General features: G+C 66.3%; 17 protein-coding genes. 5 read left to right on the forward strand and 12 right to left on the reverse strand.

The annotated features are described in order from the left end of the window. Positions 1-576 precede the first annotated feature (576 nt). Positions 577-2,556 (reverse strand): NAD-dependent DNA ligase LigA, encoded by a 1,980-nt coding sequence (gene ligA / locus IT780_RS15085; protein WP_199512161.1) that lies wholly within the window; start codon positions 2,554-2,556, stop codon positions 577-579. 270 nt (positions 2,557-2,826) lie between these two features. Between ligA and IT780_RS15090 the strand changes: the two genes are divergently transcribed. Further along, positions 2,827-3,213 (forward strand): hypothetical protein, encoded by a 387-nt coding sequence (locus IT780_RS15090; RefSeq protein ID WP_199512162.1) that lies wholly within the window; start codon positions 2,827-2,829, stop codon positions 3,211-3,213. 433 nt (positions 3,214-3,646) lie between these two features. Here the strand turns inward: IT780_RS15090 and IT780_RS15095 are convergent, their stop codons facing one another. Beyond that, entirely contained in the window at positions 3,647-3,841 is a 195-nt protein-coding gene (locus IT780_RS15095) for a hypothetical protein (protein ID WP_199512163.1), read from the reverse strand. A 177-nt stretch (positions 3,842-4,018) separates the two neighbouring features. Here IT780_RS15095 and IT780_RS15100 point away from each other — a divergent pair, with 177 nt between their 5' ends. From IT780_RS15100 to IT780_RS43455, 3 genes are all read left to right on the forward strand, one after another. Then, a complete protein-coding gene (locus IT780_RS15100; protein WP_199512164.1) occupies positions 4,019-4,381 on the forward strand; it encodes a hypothetical protein in 363 nt (120 codons plus the stop codon). 47 nt (positions 4,382-4,428) lie between these two features. Next, positions 4,429-7,125: a tetratricopeptide repeat protein gene (locus IT780_RS15105; protein ID WP_199512165.1), complete on the forward strand. Its 2,697-nt coding sequence runs from the start codon at positions 4,429-4,431 to the stop codon at positions 7,123-7,125. 1,026 nt (positions 7,126-8,151) lie between these two features. Beyond that, positions 8,152-8,370: a P27 family phage terminase small subunit gene (locus IT780_RS43455; RefSeq protein ID WP_199512166.1), complete on the forward strand. Its 219-nt coding sequence runs from the start codon at positions 8,152-8,154 to the stop codon at positions 8,368-8,370. A gap of 174 nt (positions 8,371-8,544) precedes the next feature. Here the strand turns inward: IT780_RS43455 and IT780_RS15115 are convergent, their stop codons facing one another. The 7 genes from IT780_RS15115 to IT780_RS15145 form a co-directional block, all read right to left on the reverse strand. Continuing rightward, positions 8,545-8,787: a hypothetical protein gene (locus IT780_RS15115; protein WP_199512167.1), complete on the reverse strand. Its 243-nt coding sequence runs from the start codon at positions 8,785-8,787 to the stop codon at positions 8,545-8,547. Between the two features lie 170 nt (positions 8,788-8,957). Further along, positions 8,958-9,548: a hypothetical protein gene (locus IT780_RS15120; RefSeq protein WP_199512168.1), complete on the reverse strand. Its 591-nt coding sequence runs from the start codon at positions 9,546-9,548 to the stop codon at positions 8,958-8,960. Continuing rightward, positions 9,545-11,323, reverse strand: a complete 1,779-nt coding sequence (locus tag IT780_RS15125) for an MFS transporter (protein ID WP_307831199.1) — start codon at positions 11,321-11,323, stop codon at positions 9,545-9,547. Before IT780_RS15125 ends, IT780_RS15120 begins: the two co-directional genes overlap by 4 nt. 925 nt (positions 11,324-12,248) lie before the next feature. Next, entirely contained in the window at positions 12,249-13,379 is a 1,131-nt protein-coding gene (locus IT780_RS15130; RefSeq protein WP_199512170.1) for a hypothetical protein, read from the reverse strand. A gap of 98 nt (positions 13,380-13,477) precedes the next feature. Then, positions 13,478-14,131 (reverse strand): tyrosine-type recombinase/integrase, encoded by a 654-nt coding sequence (locus IT780_RS15135; RefSeq protein ID WP_199512171.1) that lies wholly within the window; start codon positions 14,129-14,131, stop codon positions 13,478-13,480. A gap of 125 nt (positions 14,132-14,256) precedes the next feature. Continuing rightward, a complete protein-coding gene (locus IT780_RS15140; protein ID WP_199512172.1) occupies positions 14,257-14,394 on the reverse strand; it encodes a hypothetical protein in 138 nt (45 codons plus the stop codon). Between the two features lie 931 nt (positions 14,395-15,325). Then, positions 15,326-16,261, reverse strand: a complete 936-nt coding sequence (locus IT780_RS15145; protein WP_233412860.1) for a DUF5677 domain-containing protein — start codon at positions 16,259-16,261, stop codon at positions 15,326-15,328. Between the two features lie 431 nt (positions 16,262-16,692). Here IT780_RS15145 and IT780_RS15150 point away from each other — a divergent pair, with 431 nt between their 5' ends. Next, positions 16,693-16,974: a hypothetical protein gene (locus IT780_RS15150; protein ID WP_199512174.1), complete on the forward strand. Its 282-nt coding sequence runs from the start codon at positions 16,693-16,695 to the stop codon at positions 16,972-16,974. Between the two features lie 775 nt (positions 16,975-17,749). On the opposite strand, the gene IT780_RS15155 is transcribed toward IT780_RS15150, so the two are convergent. From IT780_RS15155 to IT780_RS15165, 3 genes are read right to left on the reverse strand one after another with little or no spacing between them, the layout of a single operon-like run. Further along, positions 17,750-19,240 (reverse strand): ThiF family adenylyltransferase, encoded by a 1,491-nt coding sequence (locus IT780_RS15155; RefSeq protein WP_199512175.1) that lies wholly within the window; start codon positions 19,238-19,240, stop codon positions 17,750-17,752. Continuing rightward, complete coding sequence (locus IT780_RS15160; protein ID WP_199512176.1) at positions 19,230-19,724, reverse strand: Mov34/MPN/PAD-1 family protein; 495 nt, start codon at positions 19,722-19,724, stop codon at positions 19,230-19,232. Before IT780_RS15160 ends, IT780_RS15155 begins: the two co-directional genes overlap by 11 nt. Next, the gene (locus IT780_RS15165; RefSeq protein ID WP_199512177.1) at positions 19,721-20,158 is read right to left on the reverse strand and encodes a hypothetical protein; all 438 of its coding nucleotides are present in this window, start codon (positions 20,156-20,158) and stop codon (positions 19,721-19,723) included. The genes IT780_RS15160 and IT780_RS15165 overlap by 4 nt, the downstream gene beginning before the upstream one ends. Positions 20,159-20,162 lie beyond the last annotated feature (4 nt).

The following is a 20,162-nucleotide window of genomic DNA, read 5'->3' on the forward strand; positions in this document are numbered from 1 at the left end:
GTTGGTCCAGAACGTGCCGGCGGTGTCTTAGTGGACGCTGGTGGACCAGCCGAAGCCGCGGTGCCGGCGCCACAGACGCAGCACGGTGCGGGTGCCGATGTCGTAGCCCTGGTACCGCGGGTCGATCTCGATTTGCGGATGTAGCCCAGCCGGCAGGCGCCGCACAGCTGGTAGTCCATGCTGCTGATGGTCATCGCGCCGATCTGGATGGTCGCCTTCTGCGGGCCCGCGTCGCCGCGCGGGTCGGCAGGGCCGCGCGGGCGCGTACCGTCAACCAGGCCCGGCATAGGGGCCCATCGCAGCACGCGACCGCCGAGAACGCCCGGCGCCAAGGGATGCCGGCGTTGCACCGCCCCGGCGGCGCCGTCCTGGGCTGCGCGGCTACTGTTCGCCGTTGCCGCCCTGGCCGCCGAGATGGAACGCGAGCTGATCCGCGAGCGCACCCTTGACGGGCTACGCGCCGTGGCGGCCGGCCCTCGGCCCTCTCCCCCGGCCGGCTCGACTTCGCCCGGGCCCGGCGGCGAGTCGGTGACTGCCATCGCCGCGCATCCCGGGCCGCGAAGGAGCCCAGGTTCGTCAGCCGGCGAGCATGTCGGCGAACTCGGCAGGGTCGATGATCGGGATGCCGAGTTGCGCGGCCTTCTTCGCCTTGGCCGTGGTCGTCTCGGCGGTGACCAAGGCTGTGGTGTTCGCCGAAACGCTGCCACTGGCCCGGCCGCCGAGCTGCTCGATGCGTTCGCTGACGGTGGTGCGCGTGAAGCCGGGGACGCTGCCGCTGACCACGTACGTCTTGCCGTCCAAGGGCTTGTCGCCCTCGGTGTCGGGGACGCTCATGGTGACCCCGGCCGCGGCGAGCCGGTCGATGACACCGGTCATGGCGGCGAGGCCGTCGACGACGTGCTGGGCCTTGATCAGGCCCATCTTGTCGATCTCGGCGATCTGTTCGACGGTGGCTGCGCGCAGCGCGTCCATGGTCTTGAAGCGGGCGGCGAGCCATCGTCCGACGCTGCGGCCGGTCATCCGGACACCCAGGCCGGTGATCACGCGGTTGAAGGGCTGCGACTTGCTGCGCTCAAGCGACGCGACGACTTTGGCCGCGTTGAGCTTGCCGAGCAGGACGACCCCGCCGGCCTTGGTGGTGCCCACGGGCAGCTCGGCCAGCTGCGCCTCGGTGAGCGTGTACAGGTCGGCGACATCGGTCGCGAGACCGGAGTTGACCAGGGCGACGCACAGCGCCTCACCGGCGCCTTCGACGTCCATGGCCTCGCGGCTGCACCAGTACTCCAGCGCGTTGGCGGCAGCACATGACGCGGTGTGGCAACGCCACAGCAGGCTGGACTTGTCCCACGGCTCGCCGCACTGCGGGCACGTTTCGGGTGGCGTCCACGGGGTGAGCCCGTGCGGCTGCTCCCCGATGGGCGAGGTGACGCGCGGGATGACGTCACCGGCGCGCCACACAGCGACGGTCTGACCGATCGCGAACCCTTGGTCCTCGACGAATTTCGGGTTGTGCAGGGTCGCGTAGGTGATCGTGGTGCCGTCGACGAAGACCGGGTCGAGCACGGCCCGCAGCGCGATGCGCCCGGTACGCCCGACGCGCACCTCGATGTCGCGCAGCACCGTCGAGCCCGTGTCGGCCGGGTATTTGAACGCGGCCGCCCAGTACGGTGTGCGGCTACCCGCACCGAGCCGCCGGCGCGTTGCCTCGAGGTCGGCGGTCAGGACCGCGCCGTCGATCGGGAAATCCAGGTCGCGGCGCAGATCACCGATGCGCGCGATGGCGGCGAGCGCGGCGTCCGCGTCGGCGGCGAACTGGACCTCGCCGGTGGCCAGCCGCCCCGCGACCAGGAAGCCGAGCTCGGCCGCGTATGCCATCCGCTCGCGGTGGGAGGTGAACTCGCCCGACAGGTCGTACGCGGCGAAGGTCATCGGTGTCTCGTATGTGCGGTCGACGCTGCGGATCGACCCGGCGACCGCGCCACGGGAGTTGATGAACGCCTTGCCGCCGGCGGCGACCCGGTTGGCGCCGGCGGTTTCAAAGTCGTCGACGCTCATGTAGATCTCGCCGCGGACCTCGCCGGTCCACGCAGTGCCCAGCCGGGCCGGTAGGCCGGTGACGCCGCGCAGCACCTGGGCGGTGACGTTCTCCCCCGTGCTGCCGTCGCCGCGCAGCGCAGCCAGGACGAGCCGGCCCGCGTCGTACTCGACGCGGATCGCGAGCCCGTCGAGTTTGACCTCGACGAGGCAGGCATCGCCACCGAGACCCGCGATGAATCCGCGCACCTCGTCTTCGCCGGTGACTTTGCTCAGCGACATCATCGGCACCGGATGCAACACATCCCCGCCACCGGACACCCCCGCCGCGACTCGCGTGGTGACGCCGTGGTCGTCCCACTCGGGGTAGGCCGCCTTCGCCGCGGCGATGCGGTCGAGCAACGCGTCGTAGTCGGCGTCGGTCATCAGCACCTCGCCGGTGTCGTAATACGACCTCGCGGCGGCCTGCACCTTGCCGACAGCGGCAGTGAACTCAGCGTGGGTGAAGGCGGTCCCCGTCATGTCGACAACCTACGGCGCGGGTCCGACAAAACCGTGGATCATGGCTCGCCGGCGCCGCGCACCACCGGCGGCGAGGGCAGCTGTCGCCGGAGGGAAGGCGGGGCCTTGATCGGTCTAGTGCGGCTGTGCGGGTGGGACCAACTTGCGCCTTGCTGGCTCACGTTGCTGGCGTGCGGCGCGCCGGATCCCTCCACCTCTTGGGTGGCCAGGTCAACTTGGACCCGGGCCTGCAGCGTTCCGAGACGGCCGGCGCTGTGCCGCAGCCGACCGGTGCGAAGACACTGGCGGCTCGCCGCCCAGCGGGTCGAGGACATCTACTTCCCGGACAGCGGCAGGCCGCGCAAGTGGATCACGCCGCTGCCTTCCTGCCTGGCGCCGGGGCACCCGATCGAACTACTGCGGTGTAGTTCTCGATCTTGTGACCTGCGCGTATGTAGCGTCGGCGAGGTGGAGCGGGTGGAGGGCGCGTTCGAGACGGCAGACGGTGTCTGGCGTGTCGAGGTGGTGCGCTACCGCGGTTTGGGCCAGCTGTACCGGGTACGCCGCGGCGACGAGCTGGTGGCCGACCGTACGGTGATCGCCCGCGTCGAGCAGCTACTAGGTGACGCCATGTCGACGTTGCAGCCGGCGCCGGTCGAGCGGGCCGGGGTGGCCTGAGTCATCCGCTGGCGCGCGCCTGCATGAGAGCGTCGCGGAGGTCGGTCAGCATGGACTTCTCAGACCGATCATGACAACCGCTCCAGCGTAGTTAAGGCAGCGCTGCTCGCCGCCGGCAGCTTCGCCACCGCGATCGCCACGCTGCTGGCGGTCGCGGGCGAGTGGGGCACGCCCACGGAGACGGTCCGTTACGCCATCAAGATGATCGGAATGATTACCGCCCTGGCGTTGGGAGTCGCCGCGATCTACGTCTGGCCGCGCAAGTAGCTGAGCGGCGGCCCAAGGGCTTCCCCTCCTCCTGGCCCGCCCTCCCTCGCGCCGTTCTGAGCACCGTCGCCTAGCCGCAGTCCCCCAAGATCCGGAACGAGTGGGAACTGGCCGCTTGCCGGCTTCCGACGTCGAGTGCCTGGATGACCGCGGTCTACTGCACGGTTCAGATGGGGCGATCTTCGTGAGTGTGTTGGCGTCGCAGCAGAATGGTTAGGACGGCGCGGGCGTCTCTGCGGCGTTGCACGGTAGGGGCGAGTAACGCGGTAAGCGCGGCGACGGTGATGGTGGCGGAGTAGAGGGTCATGCCGGCGCCAGCCACGCAAGCGCCGTCGTGGATGAGAGTGAGCACGGTGGACATCGAGGACTCCTTGGCCGGACCGGGGTCGGGTAGTCGTCCTTCGGTTGTCGGGTGTCCGGGGGGTGTCCGCCGAGCGGGCAACGGCTACCTTCTGATCGTGGCCAGCTCATCGGTGGTGACGAAGTGTCCGGTGCGGTCCGGGTCCGGACCCCACCTGGTCAGGGACAGCCTGATGCGATGACCGAGAGTCGATCACCAGCAGCTAGCGCGTTCTTCACCGCGCTCGCTGAGCTACGCGAGGCGACCCGCGACATCTCGTACGCCACGCTGGTTAGGGAGGCGGGCAAACAGCAGCCGCCGGTAAAGATCACCGCTCAGCGGTTGAGCGACTGGTTCGGCGGCAAGGGGTACCCGGTGACCGTGCCGTCGTGCGCTTCCTGGTCGCATACCTACAGGCCCGCGCCTCCGGCACGAGCGGCTACCAAAAACGTCCGCTGTCGTGGTGGCTCAATCTTCACCGGGACGCTGTGCAGGAACGACAGGCCCATCGCGATGACGCCGGGCGCGGTGCCGGGAATTCGCCGCCGCGGCGTCGGTTAGGGCGCGTGGTAAGCGACTGTGACCCCACGGGGCCTGGTGGGTTGGAGGTGCATCCGGCGATCCAGCTACCGGGCATCGGCGCGCCCGACGGGCTACCCGGTTATGTGCCGCGCGCGCATGACGCCCAGCTGCGGCAACTCGTCGACGAGATACTCACCGGCGGACGGTCACGGCTGGTCACGCTGGTCGGGGAATCGTCGACCGGCAAGACTCGCGCCGGCTGGGAACTCGCCCGATACCTCGACAGCCGGCAACCGGGCCGGTGGCGGCTGTGGCACCCCTACGATCCAACCCGTCCCCAAGCGGCCCTGGCCGACCTGGCGAAGGCCGGCCCAGACACGATCGTGTGGTTGAACGAAGCCCAGCACTACTTGATGCCCGCCGACCCGGCCGTGGGTGAACGGGTCGCCGCCGGCCTACGCATGCTGCTGGCCGATCCGGCCCGAGGGCCGGTGCTGGTGCTAGCGACCCTGTGGCCGGCCTACTGGACCACCCTCACCCTCCGACCTTCCGCGGACAGCCCGGACGTATACGGCCAAGCCCGGGACTTGATGACCGGCACCGCGGTCACCCTCGCTGACAAGTTCACCTCGGCGGAACTGGCCGAGCTGGGCGGCCCGGGTGTCGATGCGCGGGTGCGGTACGCCGCCGAGCACGCCGACGACGGCCGGATCACCCAATACTTGGCCGGGGCCCCCACTCTGGAGGATCGCTACCGCACCGCACCGCCCGCCGCCCGGGCAATCCTGCAGGTCGCCATCGACGCCCGCCGACTCGGGCACCCCTTCCCTCTTCCCCACGCCCTGCTGGAGCAGGCGGTACCGGGCTACCTCGACGATCACGAATGGGATGACCTGGGCGACGACTGGCTCGAATCCGCGCTCGCCTACACCGCCCAGCCCAGCAAAGGCGCCCGCGGTCCCCTGACCCGCATACGCCCCCGTCCCGGCCAGCCAGACCGTTCGGACGGGCAGCCCTGCTACCGGCTGGCCGACTACCTCGAACAACTCGGCCGCATCGAACGCGCCGGCGTCTACCCGCCCGACAGTCTGTGGAAAGCGTTCACCACCAGCAACAACCCCAGCCTGCTGCGAAACCTCGCACAACAGGCCGAACGACGCGGCCGTTACCAGCACGCGATCTGGCTGTACCGGCAGGCCGCCGAGGGCGGCGACACCAGGGCGCTGTGGGTGCTGGCCGTATGGCGCGAGGAGGCGGGTGACCCGACGGGCGCGGAGGCCCTGGCGATGCAGGCCGCCGAGCGCGGCGACACCAGGGCGCTGCGGGAGCTGGCCCAGCTGCGGGAGAGGGCGGGTGACCCGGCGAGCGCGGAGGCCCTGGCGACGCAGGCCGCCGAGCACGGCGACACCAGGGCGCTGCGGGAGCTGGCCCAGCTGCGGGAGGCGGCGGGTGATCCGGCGGGCGCCGAAGCGCTGTACTGGCAAGCCGCCGAGGGCGGCGACACCAGCGCGCTGCGGGAGCTGGCCCAGCTGCGGGAGGCGGCGGGTGACCCGGCGAGCGCGGAGGCCCTGGCGACGCAGGCCGCCGAGCACGGCGACACCGGCGCGCTGCGGGAGCTAGCCGTACGGCGGGAGGCGGCGGGTGACCCGACGGGCGCCGAAGCGCTGTACTGGCAAGCCGCCAAGGGCGGCGACACCAGCGCGCTGTGGGTGCTGGCCGTACAGCGGGAGAGGGAGGGGGACCCGGCGGGCGCGGAGGCCCTGGCGACGCTGGCCGCCGAGCACGGCGACACCGGCGCGCTGCGGGAGCTGGCCCAGCTGCGGGAGGCGGCGGGTGATCCGGCGGGCGCCGAAGCGCTGTACTGGCAAGCCGCCGAGCACGGCTACACCAATGCGCTGCGGGAGCTGGTCCAGCTGCGGGAGAGGGCGAGTGACCCGACGGGCGCGGAGGCCCTGGCGACGCAGGCCGCCGAGCACGGCGACACTAGCGTTCTGCGGGAGCTGGCCGTACGGCGGAAGGCGGCGGGTGACCCGACGGGCGCCGAAGCGCTGTACAAGCGAGCCGCCGAGGGCGGCGACACCAACGCGCTGTGGGTGCTGGCCGTACAGCGGGAGAGGGAGGGTGACCCGACGGGCGCGGAGGCCCTGGCGACGCAGGCCGCCGAGCACGGCAACACCAACGCGCTGTGGGTGCTGGCCGTACAGCGGGAGGAGGCGGGTGACCCGACGGGCGCGGAGGCCCTGGCGACGCAGGCCGCCGAGCACGGCGACACCGGCGCGCTGCGGGAACTCGCCGGGCGGCGGGAGAGGGCGGGTGACCCGGCCGGCGCCGAAGCGCTGTACCGGCAGGCTCTGGACCGCGGCGACACCAACGCGCTGTGGGCGCTGGTCGTACAGCGGGAGGAGGCGGGTGACCCGACGGGCGCGGAGGCCCTGGCGAAGCAGGCCGCCGTTCGCGGCGACACCGGCGCGCTGCGGGAGCTGGCCGTACGGCGGGAGAGGGCGGGTGACCCGACGGGCGCGGAGGCCCTGGCGAAGCAGGCCGCCGATCGCGGCGACACCGGCGCGCTGCGGGAAATCGCCGGGCGGCGGGCGAGGGCGGGTGACCCGGCCGGCGCCGAAGCGCTGTACCGGCAGGCTCTGGACCGCGGCGACCCCAACGCGCTGCGGGAGCTGGCCGTAGGGCGGGAGAGGGCGGGTGACCACACCGGCGCAGACCGGATCATGAGCTTCGGGCTGATGGATTCCGGTGAGATCGCGGCCGGGTTGGACTTCGATTCATAGCTGCGTGATGTTGGGGTACACCCAAAACCACGCCGACGTGGCTCGTTCCGCCTGGTCACTACTCGCGATCCGGGCGCTGCAGCAGGCACGGCCGGATCAGGCCCCGTTCGGCCGGAGTCAAAAGTTCAAACCGGACATTCTGAAGACCCACGCTCTTAGGCGGACTTTTGCGTCTGCGGATCTTCCCGGGTTGGTGGGATTCGGGATGCAGGCGTGTGCAATTCAACATAGGCAAACAAATGCGGCCTAGGCAACGCAGGCGAGAACGCGACGGGGAGGCCCGTCTACCTTCACCGCCACCAGGCTGTCAGGGGTGGAGGGCAATAGACGGATCGGACCGTCTAGCTGGACGCAAGCGCTGTACTGCTCAATTAGAACTGACGCATCCTGATCTTCCGACAATGTCACGATGGTTCCGCCTGTGCTCTGAAGCGGGTTCCAAAGGGTCCCAGGGCTGGTGAACCAGCCCGGCGCGAAATCCGAGCTTGCGCTGGCGCGAACCGCCACCTCGGCCTGTCGGAGGCTGTAGCAGCCCTGGACGCTGGTATTGATCACCATCGCCATGCCAGCGATCACGGCCACGCCTAGTGCGCCGGCCGCTTGAACCTTGGAAGCCGCAACGGCCCCGCTGCGGGTGATCCTGGCGGCTTGCACCGCGCCCTGGCGTTGAATGCGCGCGGCTTCCTTAGACGCCTCCGCTGCGGCGCTAGCAGCGGCGTTCGGGTCCCTGCTCCCCCTGAACATGCTCACAGGATCTCACAAGCTTTCACCCAGCGCCTACGCAGGAAGAGAGGTGGTCTCCATGGCTGACCGTAAGCCGACCAACGTCAAGATCCTTCACGGTAACCCAGGCAACCGGCCTGTCGCTTCGGGTACCTCATCCACGACGGGCGCTCCTAAGCCACCTGCCGACCTTAGGGGGAGGCATTCGCAGAATGGTGTCACATCACGGCCTACCTCCAGAAGGTCGGCCGGATTGAGCTAGTCGATTATGCGGCCCTCGTCGTCTACTGCACGGCGTAGGCAATGTTCGATGACGCCCGACATTCATTCGACGAACACGGCCCTCTCATCCCTGGCCGGGATGGGGGGCTAGTGAAGAACCCTGCTGCTCAGATCATGCGGGACGCCTCAGACACGATGCTGAAGTATGGCGGTCGTTTCGGCTTCACGCCGAAGGATCGTCATAACATGGGCTTGGTAAGGGTGGCAATGAAGATGGCGACGATATCGAGTCGGCGCTAGCGGGATAGGAAGAGAGCAAACAAAGGGCGGCAATAATAAGGAACACAGGCAGGAGCCCCAACCGCGGCTTGTCCAACGCATACACCCTCGTGTAATGCTGATCTTTCTGATTTCTTTTCATCGCAACTTCCAGGCCGCATCCTGCCTGTTCAAGCCATCGATTGCGGAGCGTATCTATTGATGCGCAGATTCGGCTTGGGCCTCCCGCCGCCGTTTCATCCACTTCCAGACACCGAGGATCGCCGCCGCGAGGGGCGATGGCGCCACCCACGACTGATGCGACCTTGTCTGCGCTGTCAAGCCACCCACGAAGAGCACCGGCAGGTACGCGCCCTCGACGAACCGGCCGCCCTCAAAGATCTTCATGAGCGAGGCCGAGGTCTCGTCGCTGAGCAGCCAGGAGTTGGCGTCCGTCATCCGGTTGACGGTGTCCGTGAGGTCAGCGGCGGAGAGCCTCGCCAGCGCGGCCGAGGCCGGACGATCAGGCTGCTCCTGCCCGTCCGGATCGGCACCGTCTCCCTAGGACGACAGGGTGTCGCTGCGAACCGCGGCGACACCCTGTCGCCGGTCTAGGGTGTGCCGGGAGCTCAGAACTCGGCCTTACCCGAGGCGCCAGGGACGTGGTCCTCGTACATGACGCCTATCACCAGGCGGAACTTGGTGCCGTCCTTGACGTTGGTGGCGACGTTCTTCCACTGACCGGCGATCAAGTCGGTGGTGTAGTTGCACTTGACGTAGGTACTGGTACCGAAGCTCACGCAGGCGCGGATCCGCCAGTTGTTGGTGTTCCAGATCTGGATGTCCTTGCACTGCGTGGTGGTCTTGAGTACCGGACTGAAGCTGCGGCTCCATCCCTTGTCCGGGTGCTCGGGGAACATCACTGAGCCATACCCCGAAAAGCTGAACGAGTACGGTGCCGCTCGACAGCCGGATGCGGCCAGGGCCGCCCTCGCTCTCGAGTCCGCGCTCGGATCTCGGTAGATGGCGGCCTGCGCCGGTGTGGCGCCCATCAGCGGCAGGGACGCGGCGGTGGCCGCGGCGATGATCAGCAGCAGCGGCATGCGCCGCCGGGTTCGGGCGGTGACCCGAGTCGACCTGATTGTCGTGTCGTGCCGGGGAAGCGCCGCGGCGGCGTGGGCGACGGCCGTGGTGGGGGTGCGGGTCAGGGTGGTGTTCATCGCAGTGCTCCTTCGAGCTCGGTGACCGGGCGGTCGAGGTGGTTGTTGGTGAACTCAGGCGCGAGGACCTGGCCAGTGAGGCGTTTCGTGTCGTCGCTCGAGGCCAGCGCGAGCGTGGTGTTGCTGTGGGTTCTCACCGGTCGGTGGTGTCGCCCGCGGCTGCGGTGCACGACGGGGGCGCCGATGACCAGCAGCGTCGCGAGGACCGGGAGGATAAGTAGCGCGTTGCCGAGGCCGACGTGCATGGCGGCGCCGCCGATGATGGCCGGCCCGGTGACGTAGCCGAGGTAGCCCAGCGCTGCGACGCGCGACAAGGCCGCGCCGGGGCGGGTCGGGTCGAGGCCGCCCGCGGTGGAGTACAGCAGGGGGACAACGCAGGACAGTCCGGCGCCGAGGCAAGCGAACCCGGCGATCGCGGTGACCGGGGTGCCGCCGATCACGCCGAGCGCGAGGCCGCCTCCGCCGATCAGGCCGCAGCTGCGCAGCAGGGCGGCGGGTGCGATAGCGGCAGTGAGGCGGTCGCCGATGAGCCGGCCGATGGTCATGCTTGCGGCGAAGGCCGCGTAGGCGGTGGCGGCCATAGCGGGTGACGCGCCGAGGCGGGTGAGGTAGGTGCTGGCCCAGTCGGCTGCGGCGCCTTCGCTAATCAGTGCGCTAAAGGCGAGCAGGCCGAGCAGCAGGATCCGGGTTCGCGGCCGGCGCTGGGATGACACCACCGTGGCTGCCGGCTCCTGGCTGTTGGATCTGGAGACGGGTGCGGGGATGAGGCGGTGGATCGCCCATCCGGCCGCAGCGGTGGACACGACCGCGACAGCGGCGAAGGCGTCGGCGACGCTGAGGCCGATGCGGGCGCAGGCGGCGGACAGCAGGGCCCCGGCGACGCCGCCGATGCTGAACAGCGCGTGGAACGACGTCATGATCGGCCGTCCGTACGCGGTCTGGCACGACACCGCCGCGGCGTTCATGGCGACGTTGAGGGTGCCGTGCAGGATGCCGAAGGTGAGCAGGGCGGCGGCCAACATCGTCCACGTCGGGGCGTGGCCGGCGAGCAGGAGCGCCCCGCCGAGGGCCAGCGATGGCAGGACCATGACCGCGGTGCTGCCGTGCCGGTCGATGAGCCGGCCGGCGGCGCGCATGCCGAGCAGGCCGCCGACGGCGAGGAGAAGCAGGCAGATGCTCAGCTTGCTGTCGGCCATCTTGATGTTGTGCTGAATGGTGGGGATCCGCGCAGTCCAGGTACCGATGGTCATGCCGGCGATGCCGAACATCAGACTGATCGCGAGTCGGTAACGGCGCAGGACATCGGGAACGTCGGTAGTCCTGCTAGGCGAGGCTTGCACGGCCGTGGTCATGGAAGGTTCTCCGCGGAAGGAGTAAAGGCCGGCGCGGCGGCAGCGGAAACCCCTCGGGTGCGGTGCCGGCTCAGGCCGTGTCGGTCGGTTCCTTGACGACCCTGCCTGCTCGGATTTCTCCCATATAGCTGTCCAAAGCTGCCTTGGGCTGTCCTGGGACACGGTCGGCCTCGCCCGCTTGGCGAACTTTCCGCAGCTCAGCGTGGGCATAATTGGCCGACAACCGGTGCGTGTGTCGGGGTGAAGTTCGCCCATCGTGCGGCGGCTTCGCCGACGGGCTGCTACCCGGTTGATGCTCGGAGGCGAGCACATCTCGCCTTCCCGTGTCTGGCTTGCATAACTGGCCGACAGCCGCGACATCTTCGGAGTGAAGCGCTCGAGGCGGCTAAGTTCGGCGGCTGGACCGCTGGTATGGCGTTGCATAACTGGCCGACGCCGGGTGCCGCTTGGTCTACGCCACCGAGCTCACGCCGAGACGGCCTGGCTGCGGCTTGCATAACCAGCCGACACCACAGGGGGCTGGTTCGGATGTCGGTCCAATCAGACGCCGGAACTGTCCGCGCTCCAGATGCCTTCTTGTTGCGGACTACCTGCCCCTCTCGGCGTTGGGGCAGCTAGTTCCACCAGCTCAGGCGCTAGTGGCCCCTCCTTAGACCCGATCCGCGAAGCGGGCAGTCCGCTGCACGTGCCGCGCTGCATAACCAGCCGACTTCCCGAGGGGATTAGCACGAACCTGCGCAGCGCTCGTAGCCAACTCCACTCCGCACGTCTGCCTGGATAACTAGCCGACACCGCACTCGGGCCGACGGGCAGCCGGCCACACCGCCACCCGCCTCAGCTGGTCAGCGGGGCTGTCGGTGATTCGCGCGTTCGCGGCCGACCACCACGCCTAGGACGGTCATCGCGCCGCCTTGCATAACCAACCGACACCGTCAGTCCCCTTGGCACGCGGCCAGCCTGGTTATGTTCGCGAGTTTGGGCGCCAGATGTCGCTGAGTTTCGGCACCACCCAGATCTCACCTATTCCGATGTTCGCGAGTTTGGGCCTCACCCCGAGCGAGACCCGCTCAGGCGTCTCGGTCGGCCCCGTCGTTCACGCACCGTGACGGATGGCTGAGGCAGGGCACGCCTTGTCTGCGGCATGTGAGTGCACGCCCTGCCTGAGGATTGCGCCTGAGACCCAATCGCCTGACGAGGGACTGACGGGTCTCCGGCTGAAGCCAACTTACTGACCTCCGAGCACGCGTGTGCCAGGTGGCGCCCACAACGAGCAGTGGTCTATCGGAGCCTTATGGAGTGCGATATCGGCGGCAAATGAGTGCACCCGCGAGGAGACTCTCGAGCCGAATTAGTCCAATGGAATGAAAACCGCACGATCACCCCATCTTGCAACTATGCTACTGCGGATATCGTGAGGGCTTCCACGAAATATAACCGGCTTACCTCCAGCGCGTCGCATGACCTCATCGACGAAGGCGCGATCGGCACTCAACGTGATAGTTAAAGGAATGATGACGGTATAAAATTCACAGTGCGGCGGCAGTGACAGATTTCCCGCTAGGTCGATTGCAGCCAGCCTGGACATCGCCGCCGAATTTGTGAGCGCTACGCAGCTGGTAGATTTAAAGGAGGTGGAGGAAAGTGCATAAATGCGCAGGGAGGGACGATTCCACCCAAGTCGGACTCGATCCGAGTACTGCTCCCGGAAATGTGCTACAAACTGCAGGCCGACACCATCGCTAATGCTGTTGGCGGCAAGCGGATTGAACGGAGGGCCGTCTGCCAGCAGATCGATGCTATCGTGATGGAAAGTAATCCAAAGCCGGCGACTCTTGCCATGCTCGAAGGCATTAAGGGCAATTTCTGCGGCTAGCGATCGGACATCGGCACGCATCCTTTCGTCGAAGAATGCCCTGATCTCCATCTCGTCGAACACATTGGCAACAGCCGCGTCCGCCTCCGCCGTCAAGTCGATCTCGGCCCGCAGGGCGCCGCTGGAGACGCGTTGTAGGCGAACCGTGCGATGCCCGGCGTGATCGGGCCAGTAGATCTCAATTAGGCTTGGCCATGACGTCACATCCTCAAGGAAATCATTCCACGAGTAGACGTGAACGGTAAATCCCCCGCTTCTTTCATGCTCACTCGTTATATCGGCAGCCCTTCGTTGCAGCGCGCCATCCCGAGCTCCTGCATATGCCAACCAGTAGGCGTCCAGGCGTGGAGAAAACCCTGCAGCCTTGGCGACTTCGTCGTCGAGTGCTTTCATTGTTATTGTGGACTGAATTGGAAGTTTGCATTGGATCCCTACGCGCAAACCGCCATGCACAGCATCGCGGCCAAATATATCTACACCATACTGGCTTTGGCCGTTACGGCCGAAGCGTTGTGCGTCCGGGTCGCCCAACTTGCGTCGCCATACATCGAGCGAAAGTAGCTCGTATCTTTGCGGGTCTGCAAGGACAGGCAGAGCATAGGTCATATGTGATCATCCAAAGAGCGTGCTCGTCGACGATATTCTCGCCATCATAGAACCTTGGCTAATTTGGCGCACTTATCTCGGCAGTTCCGCGAGCGCTGCTACGTCCCGGACGCCATGTAGGCGGCGAGGATGTAGTTGGGGTGCCTGTCGAGGTTCCTGCGGGCCCGGTCGTAGGGCATGGTGGTTCGCGGATCGGCGTGGCGAGCGGCGATCTGCACGTCACGGAGGCTGACGCCCGCGTCGAGCATCGTGGTGACGAAGATATGGCGCAGCATGTGTGGGTGCATCCGAGCGATTCGGATGCCCGCCTCGTCGGCCAGTGCCTTCAACCGTCGGCTGGCGGCGTGGCGGTCCATCTGTACACCGTGTGCGTTGCGCAGGATGGGCCCGTGGACGCGACTGCCGACGGCTCGGTCGATCGCTCGGGCCACGGCTGGAGGTAGAGGGATCAGCACCGTCTTGTCGCCCTTGCCGCGGATCTTGAGCACGCGGTGGCCGTGCTCCTCGGCGAGGTTGTCGATGGTGGCGCCGCAGGCTTCGAAGATCCGCAGGCCGAGCAGGCCTAGCATCGCGACGAGCGCGAAGTCGTTGATGTTGGGCGAGAGCCGGGCGGCGGTGATCAGGGCCTCGAATTGCAGGTGCCCGAGTCCGAGGGTAGGTGACTCAGTGGGAACAGATGGCTGGCGGACGTAGTCGGCTGGCGAGTGCGGCAGGATCTGGTCGATGACGCAGGTCCGGTAGAAGCCGGCCACCACGGACAACCGCCGGGAGACTGTCGAGGGTTGGTAGTACCGGGTTTCCTGCAGCCAGCGGACATAGCGTTCGATGTCGACCCGACCGGCGTAGAGCGGACCCAGGCCTTGATCGGCGCACCAGGTCAGAAGATCTTGAGATCGTAGGTAGTGTGCAGGCGGGATTGCCCCTTGTAGCGGCCCAGGTAGGCGGCTACCGCCGCGTGCAGAAGGCGCTCATCGGTGGCGATCGCGGACGAGGACGGAGCAGAGAAGGCAGTCATGCCTCACGGTGCGTCACCGTAAACGAGGAGCGCCAGTGCCTTCGGCGCGGCAGATGAGGACGCCCACGGGCTGGCCGCCTCGTCCGAAGGCCTCTTGGAATAATCATCCGGTATGCACTGGCCGACTGGAGCATCATCCATCATTCGGGTCGCTGGCTGCCTTGTGGCCGCCTGCCGCTCGTCCGATTGAACGACGCCTTGGCACTCGCTGTCCACGCGAGAGAGGGAGGCCAGGTTTGCGAACCAAAACAGCACGTGCAAAAACGGCGAGGGCCTTGAGTATTTCAGCCCGCTGATACGGCTCCGTACCGCGGAGGGCGTTGAGAGCTACAAGGCCGAGGATCGATACTGGCACCGAAGTCGCCATGGCGATGGCTAGTGGGACGTTCGACCAGTCCATGAGGACTCCACCTCTGTGACCCGGTCGAGATGCGCGCGGGGCTCAGCTCGACCAGCATGAAACACTGGCGAAGCTGAGAATCCCTGCCCCCGGTTGGGTCTCAGATGTTCAGTCTCTCGATCCTCCCAGCTCGGCCAAGCGCCGGTCCTCGGAGACAACGAGGCAGCGCTTCCTGTCGGAGGTCTCTCCCGCCCGACCAGAGCCGGACCGATGGAGCCGGGGGCGGCGCGTTCGCCGCCTTGGGACTCGGGGGTCCCTACCGTGCTGACGACTCCATCGCGAAGGGATACTCCCCTCCTACGCCAACAAATGTTGCCACTGGTCTTCCTTGATCGCCAGTGTTACTGCTGTCCATAGCCCCTCTCTGGGCTCACGCGCTCGCAGGCGGCTCAACAGCTCAGGATCTCGGCTCAACAGACTGGCGCAAGCCGGGTTCGCGGCAGGCGGGGAAGTTGGGACACAGCCGCGTCGCTGTCACAAGCTTTCGGCGGCAGATCAGTGTGCCACTCCTGGGCGACGGTAAGCGCGTTGCTACTTCAGCTCCTCGGGGTGAATCAAGAGGGGCAAGCGTCCGTTGCGCGCCGGCCCAACGAGGACAATTGCCAGCCAGACGGCGTATGCCTCACTGGCAGCTAGTTGTCCGATGGGCGGAAACCTACTCGCAACAGCTTCTATAACCTCACCAAAAAGCCATGTCCCGTAAACAACGGCAAGATCTGCGTGCACTCCTGCAAACGGGCGCGATGAGATACTTATGGTGTGCCTATTGCTCCATGCCATTCGCCCGATCTCATGGAGATTCGAGTGCACCGCCTTAGAGCTAAGGAAGTAGAAGAACCGGTATTCACTGAGAATCTCAGACGCTTCTGCCATGTCGCGAACTGATGGCCCGCGTTTGCCCCATCCTTGAGCCTTGCAAAACTCTGCATATTCTTCTCGTGCCTGCTCCAAGGCGGCCTTTGGGTCGTGGAAGCCGAGTTCCGGAACTTCTGTATCGAGACTTCGGTAAGCGTCCGGGAGGAACTCCAGTTGCGCTTCGATCGTCCGCAGCACGTCCACCCGGGCGCTGCGTTGCAAGTATTCTGTGGCCACATCCTCATTCAACCCGAGGATCCATTTTACGAAGATCAGGTCTTCGCAAAGCGTTCGGAGATGTACGCGCGCACTGGCTCGGCTCGGAGTGTTCGCCGTCATTGTCGTTGCCGAGAGGGCGTCGTGTACACGCCGGACGATTGCGCGGCAGGCGACGTCGACATTGAAGCCAGGTGGGATTTCCACATTGAGGCAGGCTTCATCCACGTATGGCTCGGCCAATGCAACGATGCGTTCAGCAGCACGACGGAGAACGTTTTCACCATTCAGTACTTGATGGACCTCGGCATGAAGTGGCGACTCAGTAGTAGCGTCATGGTTTGAATCCATCAACGAGTACTCCGGGCGCTGCGATATGAATGGGTAGGCCGACATCCTGCCACAGCGCCAACCGACTGCGAGCCTTCACGCATCCAACGCCGACGTGATCGAGTGCACTCAACTCGGCAGATCCGCGCACTTGCACCCAGTTCGCTTCAAGATCGTTCGCGCGGAGGGTGAGCCGGCTGCGAAGTTGCCGCCACCACGGTGCGGCCATAAGGGATGATCGAGAAGGGTGCCGCGGCGATCGTGGGCCGAATGCTCTGCGAAGGACGGAGTGCACTCGACTCGGCAAGACTGGATGTTGACTTCCTTCGTCACCGTCACGGCGGTTTCTCCGCACCTCTCGAACGGCGAGGCGCCACCAGCGGCGGAGCTTGGTGCAAGGGACTGAACGCCGTCCACCGCAACCCTCATGGACTTGCTCCGCCGCCTCGTGTAGGACTGGCGTTACCTTGTGTCTACATGAGGGTGGGAGGTTAGCGGTGGGTCAGTTCCTGCGCGTGTTTTTCAAGCAGACAGGTACTTATGAGGTCGTCCAACGCCGGCACCTTCGTGATGATCTCGTCACCCAACAACTGACTTGGAGCATCTACCAAGCGACGTCGGACGGGCAGGTGATCGAGGAGGTCCGTCACAGTGATTTTGGAGAACCGTTGAGATTCCTGGCTGGACTTGTCGATGAGGGCTGGACGACAGTAAGCGTGACATCGTCATCGACCCCATATCCCGAGTGGTATAACTGCCTGCTGTGGTCGCAGAAGTGACCGCCTGACGTTCGATGCTGGTGGAGCCGGAGGCAGGAGCGTGCACGGAGGCTTCAATTGGGTGACCGCGTTGCCATTGCAGTGGAATCTTTCACGAAAATGCGGGACCCGAAGCGCACTCACATCGGCACAACAGTGCGCCGTCGGCCCGTCGGTGTAGTACCACTTGAACCAAACGGGGCATCGCTCACGACGATGCGTGCCAGGCACGGCCAGCGGCCACGCGGCTTTCGCCGTACTGACAGGCGCGGATATTTGTACCTTGCCAGAAGCGGCGGGGCTTCAGTTTGCAGCGCACCGAGGGCAGTCCGGTACGCCGCATCCGCGAGCCTGCACCAACCGATGGCGTTCCAGCCGCCACTGGGCTCGCTGGTGCTGGCGGTACTCGCACTATGATCAAGATCAAGGCCGTCTGGGAACCATGAAACCGGAAGCCAGCGGGCATCGATCGACCGCCTACCTGTGCTTCGATTAAGCAGATCGCTTTATAGCTTCTAGTGCCCACCTTCGTTTGGCAACAGGAGTCTTTTCAGCCGCGCGCGCTCCCTCCCGTGTATCCCGCCAGACGCCGGGCGCGCACGGGTACGGAGGGAGATGCTCGCGTTCCGGTTCAACCTGACAAATAGGGCATCGAGTGGAAGCCAGCTCACCTTCGCCCCTCAAGCTATCGGTCATAACGATCCTTCACAGACGGCCACAGGTCCCGTCGGGCTCAAGGGATGTTTCGAGAGGGTTTCGCGGCACTCAGCAACGTCGGGCCGCACTCGTCTCATCGCTATAGACGGTAAGCCTCCACTGCGCCAAGTCGTTCGTTGCGTACGGCTCGGATGACGTCCTGGCTGGTCTGGCAGTAGCAATCTGAGCGCGGCCGGCGGTCGTCGATCATGTCGAGTTGAGGGCCGTACAGGGTGTCGTACTCGATCTGGCGCATACGGACATTGCTGTCTTCGTTGTGGGCGCGGGCGATGAGCGCGCCCACCATAAGGCTTGCGGCCTGCTGGGCGACGAATGCTGCGGACGGTTGGTAGCTGTTGTCGCCGTTGACGGTGGTTAGATTCATGACTCGACCGAGCCCACAGACAGGCTTGCCGAGATGTTGTTCGAGCAGCCGACGGCCCTGACGGGGTAGGCCGCGCAAGTCGTCCTCAGTGAGTGCCTGATCGCCTTGGGCGATGCGCGCCAGCGGTAGACCGGTTGCCTGGTGCAGGCGCTGCTCGGCGGTCACTGTCGCATTGTTGGTGGGGAAGTAGCAGCGCATGCACGGGCCTGTGGGCAGAGCTTCGTGCAGGCTGACCGTGGTGCCGGCGCGTCCGCCGGTGCCGCCGTCAAGGACGAGGTCGGCGTAGATGCGTTGGAGGTCGTGCCGTGCTGCGATGTTGTCCACGGCGCCGAGCACCGTATGCGGGAGTGGCATCGTTCCCGCGTCGATATGGGAAATGAAGTCGTCGACCGTGCCGTGAACGCGACGAATGTTCATGCGCTGGAGTGCCGTTCCGACGATGTCGACCTTGGGCAGTCGGGCACCGGCGTCTTCGTCGGTGCCGAGACTGTAGGTGATCACGTTCGGTGATTCGAAGATCTGGCGGTCGATAACGGTCAGGTCTCCGGTTGCTTCCAGCACACTGAGGATGAGCGCGACGGCGGTGCCGATCGCGCCGGCGCCGACGAGCGCCAGCCGTTCGACGTGGAGGTGTTCAGGTGCCCGGTGGTGCGATGAGAAGAGTGCGACGGGGCAGAAGTTCAGCGTGTCAATATGTCGGTATGTGCCTGGTCGAAGTGCGGTGACCATCTTGAAGATCTCACCGGTGAGCATGGCGGCGGTCAGGACTGCGCCGAGGCCGCTGCCAGCGTGCTCCAACCTCGGGAACGGGTAGCCGGGTCGCCTGATACGCGTGCCGTGTCCATCGGGGACTCCGGTGAGGTCTGCGGCAGCATGATCGACACCGACCTGGACATGAACCGCGTCCGGAGGTGCGCCGCCCACCCTGATCGAGCGTTGCGGGTCGATACCGGCGGCAATACGCAGGACCTGGTCGACAAGGTCGTCACCGAGGCGCTTGGAACCGCGTCCGGGGTCGAGGCTGAGCTGGACGGGTAGGCGCCTCAGGTCTGCGACCAGGACACGAAGGCAGGTGCCGCTGCCAGGCACAGTGGGGTCCACCGAGATGTGGACCTGAGACGCTTCGATCCGAGCGCGAAGGCTATCTGGTTCGCTGCCCCCAGCGGTGCCGGCCAGCAGGAGAGGACGGCTGTAGTCAGTCGGCACGTACACCATCCCCGTCGAAGACGACACTGTCGGTCGCGGTCACCATCGGGTCGCAGCGTGGCGCTTCAATTGCTGTCCAGTCCGAGGTGAAGGTCCACCAGCGCCACAGGGCAGAGTCCTCGGGTGGGTTGTCGAAAGTGGGCACGACCGCGCTGTAGAAGCCCTTCACCCGCAGGCCACCTTCCCGGTCGGTGCGAGACAGGAACGCCTCTTCGGCGTGCGAGTGGACCATCGCGCGGACCTGAAGTTGGTGGTCTTCGGCCCAGGTAAAGATCGTGTCGAAGGCGTGCCTGGTGATGATGAAAAGACCGTACCGACGGACGATTCCGGTCGTTCCGGCGACCGCGACAACGCTCACCCTAGGGTCGCCAGCCTTGGCGAGCAGGAGACCGCCAGTCTCCACACCGGCTTGGCCGTAGCGGCGGATGTCGGCGCAGAGACGGATTGAGGCTGAGGCTGGAACGATGAGGTTGGGCTGACTCATGCCGCTCGTGCACCCCCGACCCGGTTGATGTCCTCGACGAGGTTCTCCACCACGAAGAGGAACGGGTTGCCGGTGTTGCGCCAGGCATGCGGGCCGGTCGCCCACTCCGTATGGAGTGCTTGGCCCTCGGCGGTGAACGGCTTGCAGATGTCGTTTGGAGCGCGGTACCCGCTCGCTGCGGGCCATGCCCGCGGATCGCCGGTCGGCAGGCCGACCGAGGGGGCGAACAGCAGCGACGGAGGGCGGTGCGGGTACAACGTCCAGGAGATGCGCGCGACGAACAGGCCGTCGGCACAGGCAGCGGGTTGCACGACCGCCCAGTAGAGACCCAGCGGGTCTTCCTCTCGGTGCACGAGCCGCCCGCCGGTGGAGGAGAGAAACTCCTCCACCGGCGGGACGTCCCGCCCGAGAGCGATCACACTCTCGATGTCCATATCC

The sequence above is a fragment of the Nucisporomicrobium flavum genome (assembly GCF_016464385.1).
Taxonomy (GTDB): Bacteria; Actinomycetota; Actinomycetes; order Mycobacteriales; family Micromonosporaceae; genus Actinoplanes; species Actinoplanes flavus_A.

What these genes read in the sequence shown, in the direction of transcription:
- IT780_RS15095 (WP_199512163.1), bottom strand. Translation starts at nt 3,841, where the DNA reads ATGTCCACCGTGCTCACTCTCATCCACGACGGCGCTTGCGTGGCTGGC.
- IT780_RS15100 (WP_199512164.1), top strand. Translation starts at nt 4,019, where the DNA reads ATGACCGAGAGTCGATCACCAGCAGCTAGCGCGTTCTTCACCGCGCTC.
- ligA (WP_199512161.1), bottom strand. Translation starts at nt 2,556, where the DNA reads ATGACGGGGACCGCCTTCACCCACGCTGAGTTCACTGCCGCTGTCGGC.
- IT780_RS15160 (WP_199512176.1), bottom strand. Translation starts at nt 19,724, where the DNA reads ATGAGTCAGCCCAACCTCATCGTTCCAGCCTCAGCCTCAATCCGTCTC.
- IT780_RS15125 (WP_307831199.1), bottom strand. Translation starts at nt 11,323, where the DNA reads ATGCAACGCCATACCAGCGGTCCAGCCGCCGAACTTAGCCGCCTCGAG.
- IT780_RS15115 (WP_199512167.1), bottom strand. Translation starts at nt 8,787, where the DNA reads ATGACGGACGCCAACTCCTGGCTGCTCAGCGACGAGACCTCGGCCTCG.
- IT780_RS15140 (WP_199512172.1), bottom strand. Translation starts at nt 14,394, where the DNA reads ATGACTGCCTTCTCTGCTCCGTCCTCGTCCGCGATCGCCACCGATGAG.
- IT780_RS15130 (WP_199512170.1), bottom strand. Translation starts at nt 13,379, where the DNA reads ATGACCTATGCTCTGCCTGTCCTTGCAGACCCGCAAAGATACGAGCTA.
- IT780_RS15120 (WP_199512168.1), bottom strand. Translation starts at nt 9,548, where the DNA reads ATGAACACCACCCTGACCCGCACCCCCACCACGGCCGTCGCCCACGCC.
- IT780_RS43455 (WP_199512166.1), top strand. Translation starts at nt 8,152, where the DNA reads ATGTTCGATGACGCCCGACATTCATTCGACGAACACGGCCCTCTCATC.
- IT780_RS15145 (WP_233412860.1), bottom strand. Translation starts at nt 16,261, where the DNA reads ATGTCGGCCTACCCATTCATATCGCAGCGCCCGGAGTACTCGTTGATG.
- IT780_RS15165 (WP_199512177.1), bottom strand. Translation starts at nt 20,158, where the DNA reads ATGGACATCGAGAGTGTGATCGCTCTCGGGCGGGACGTCCCGCCGGTG.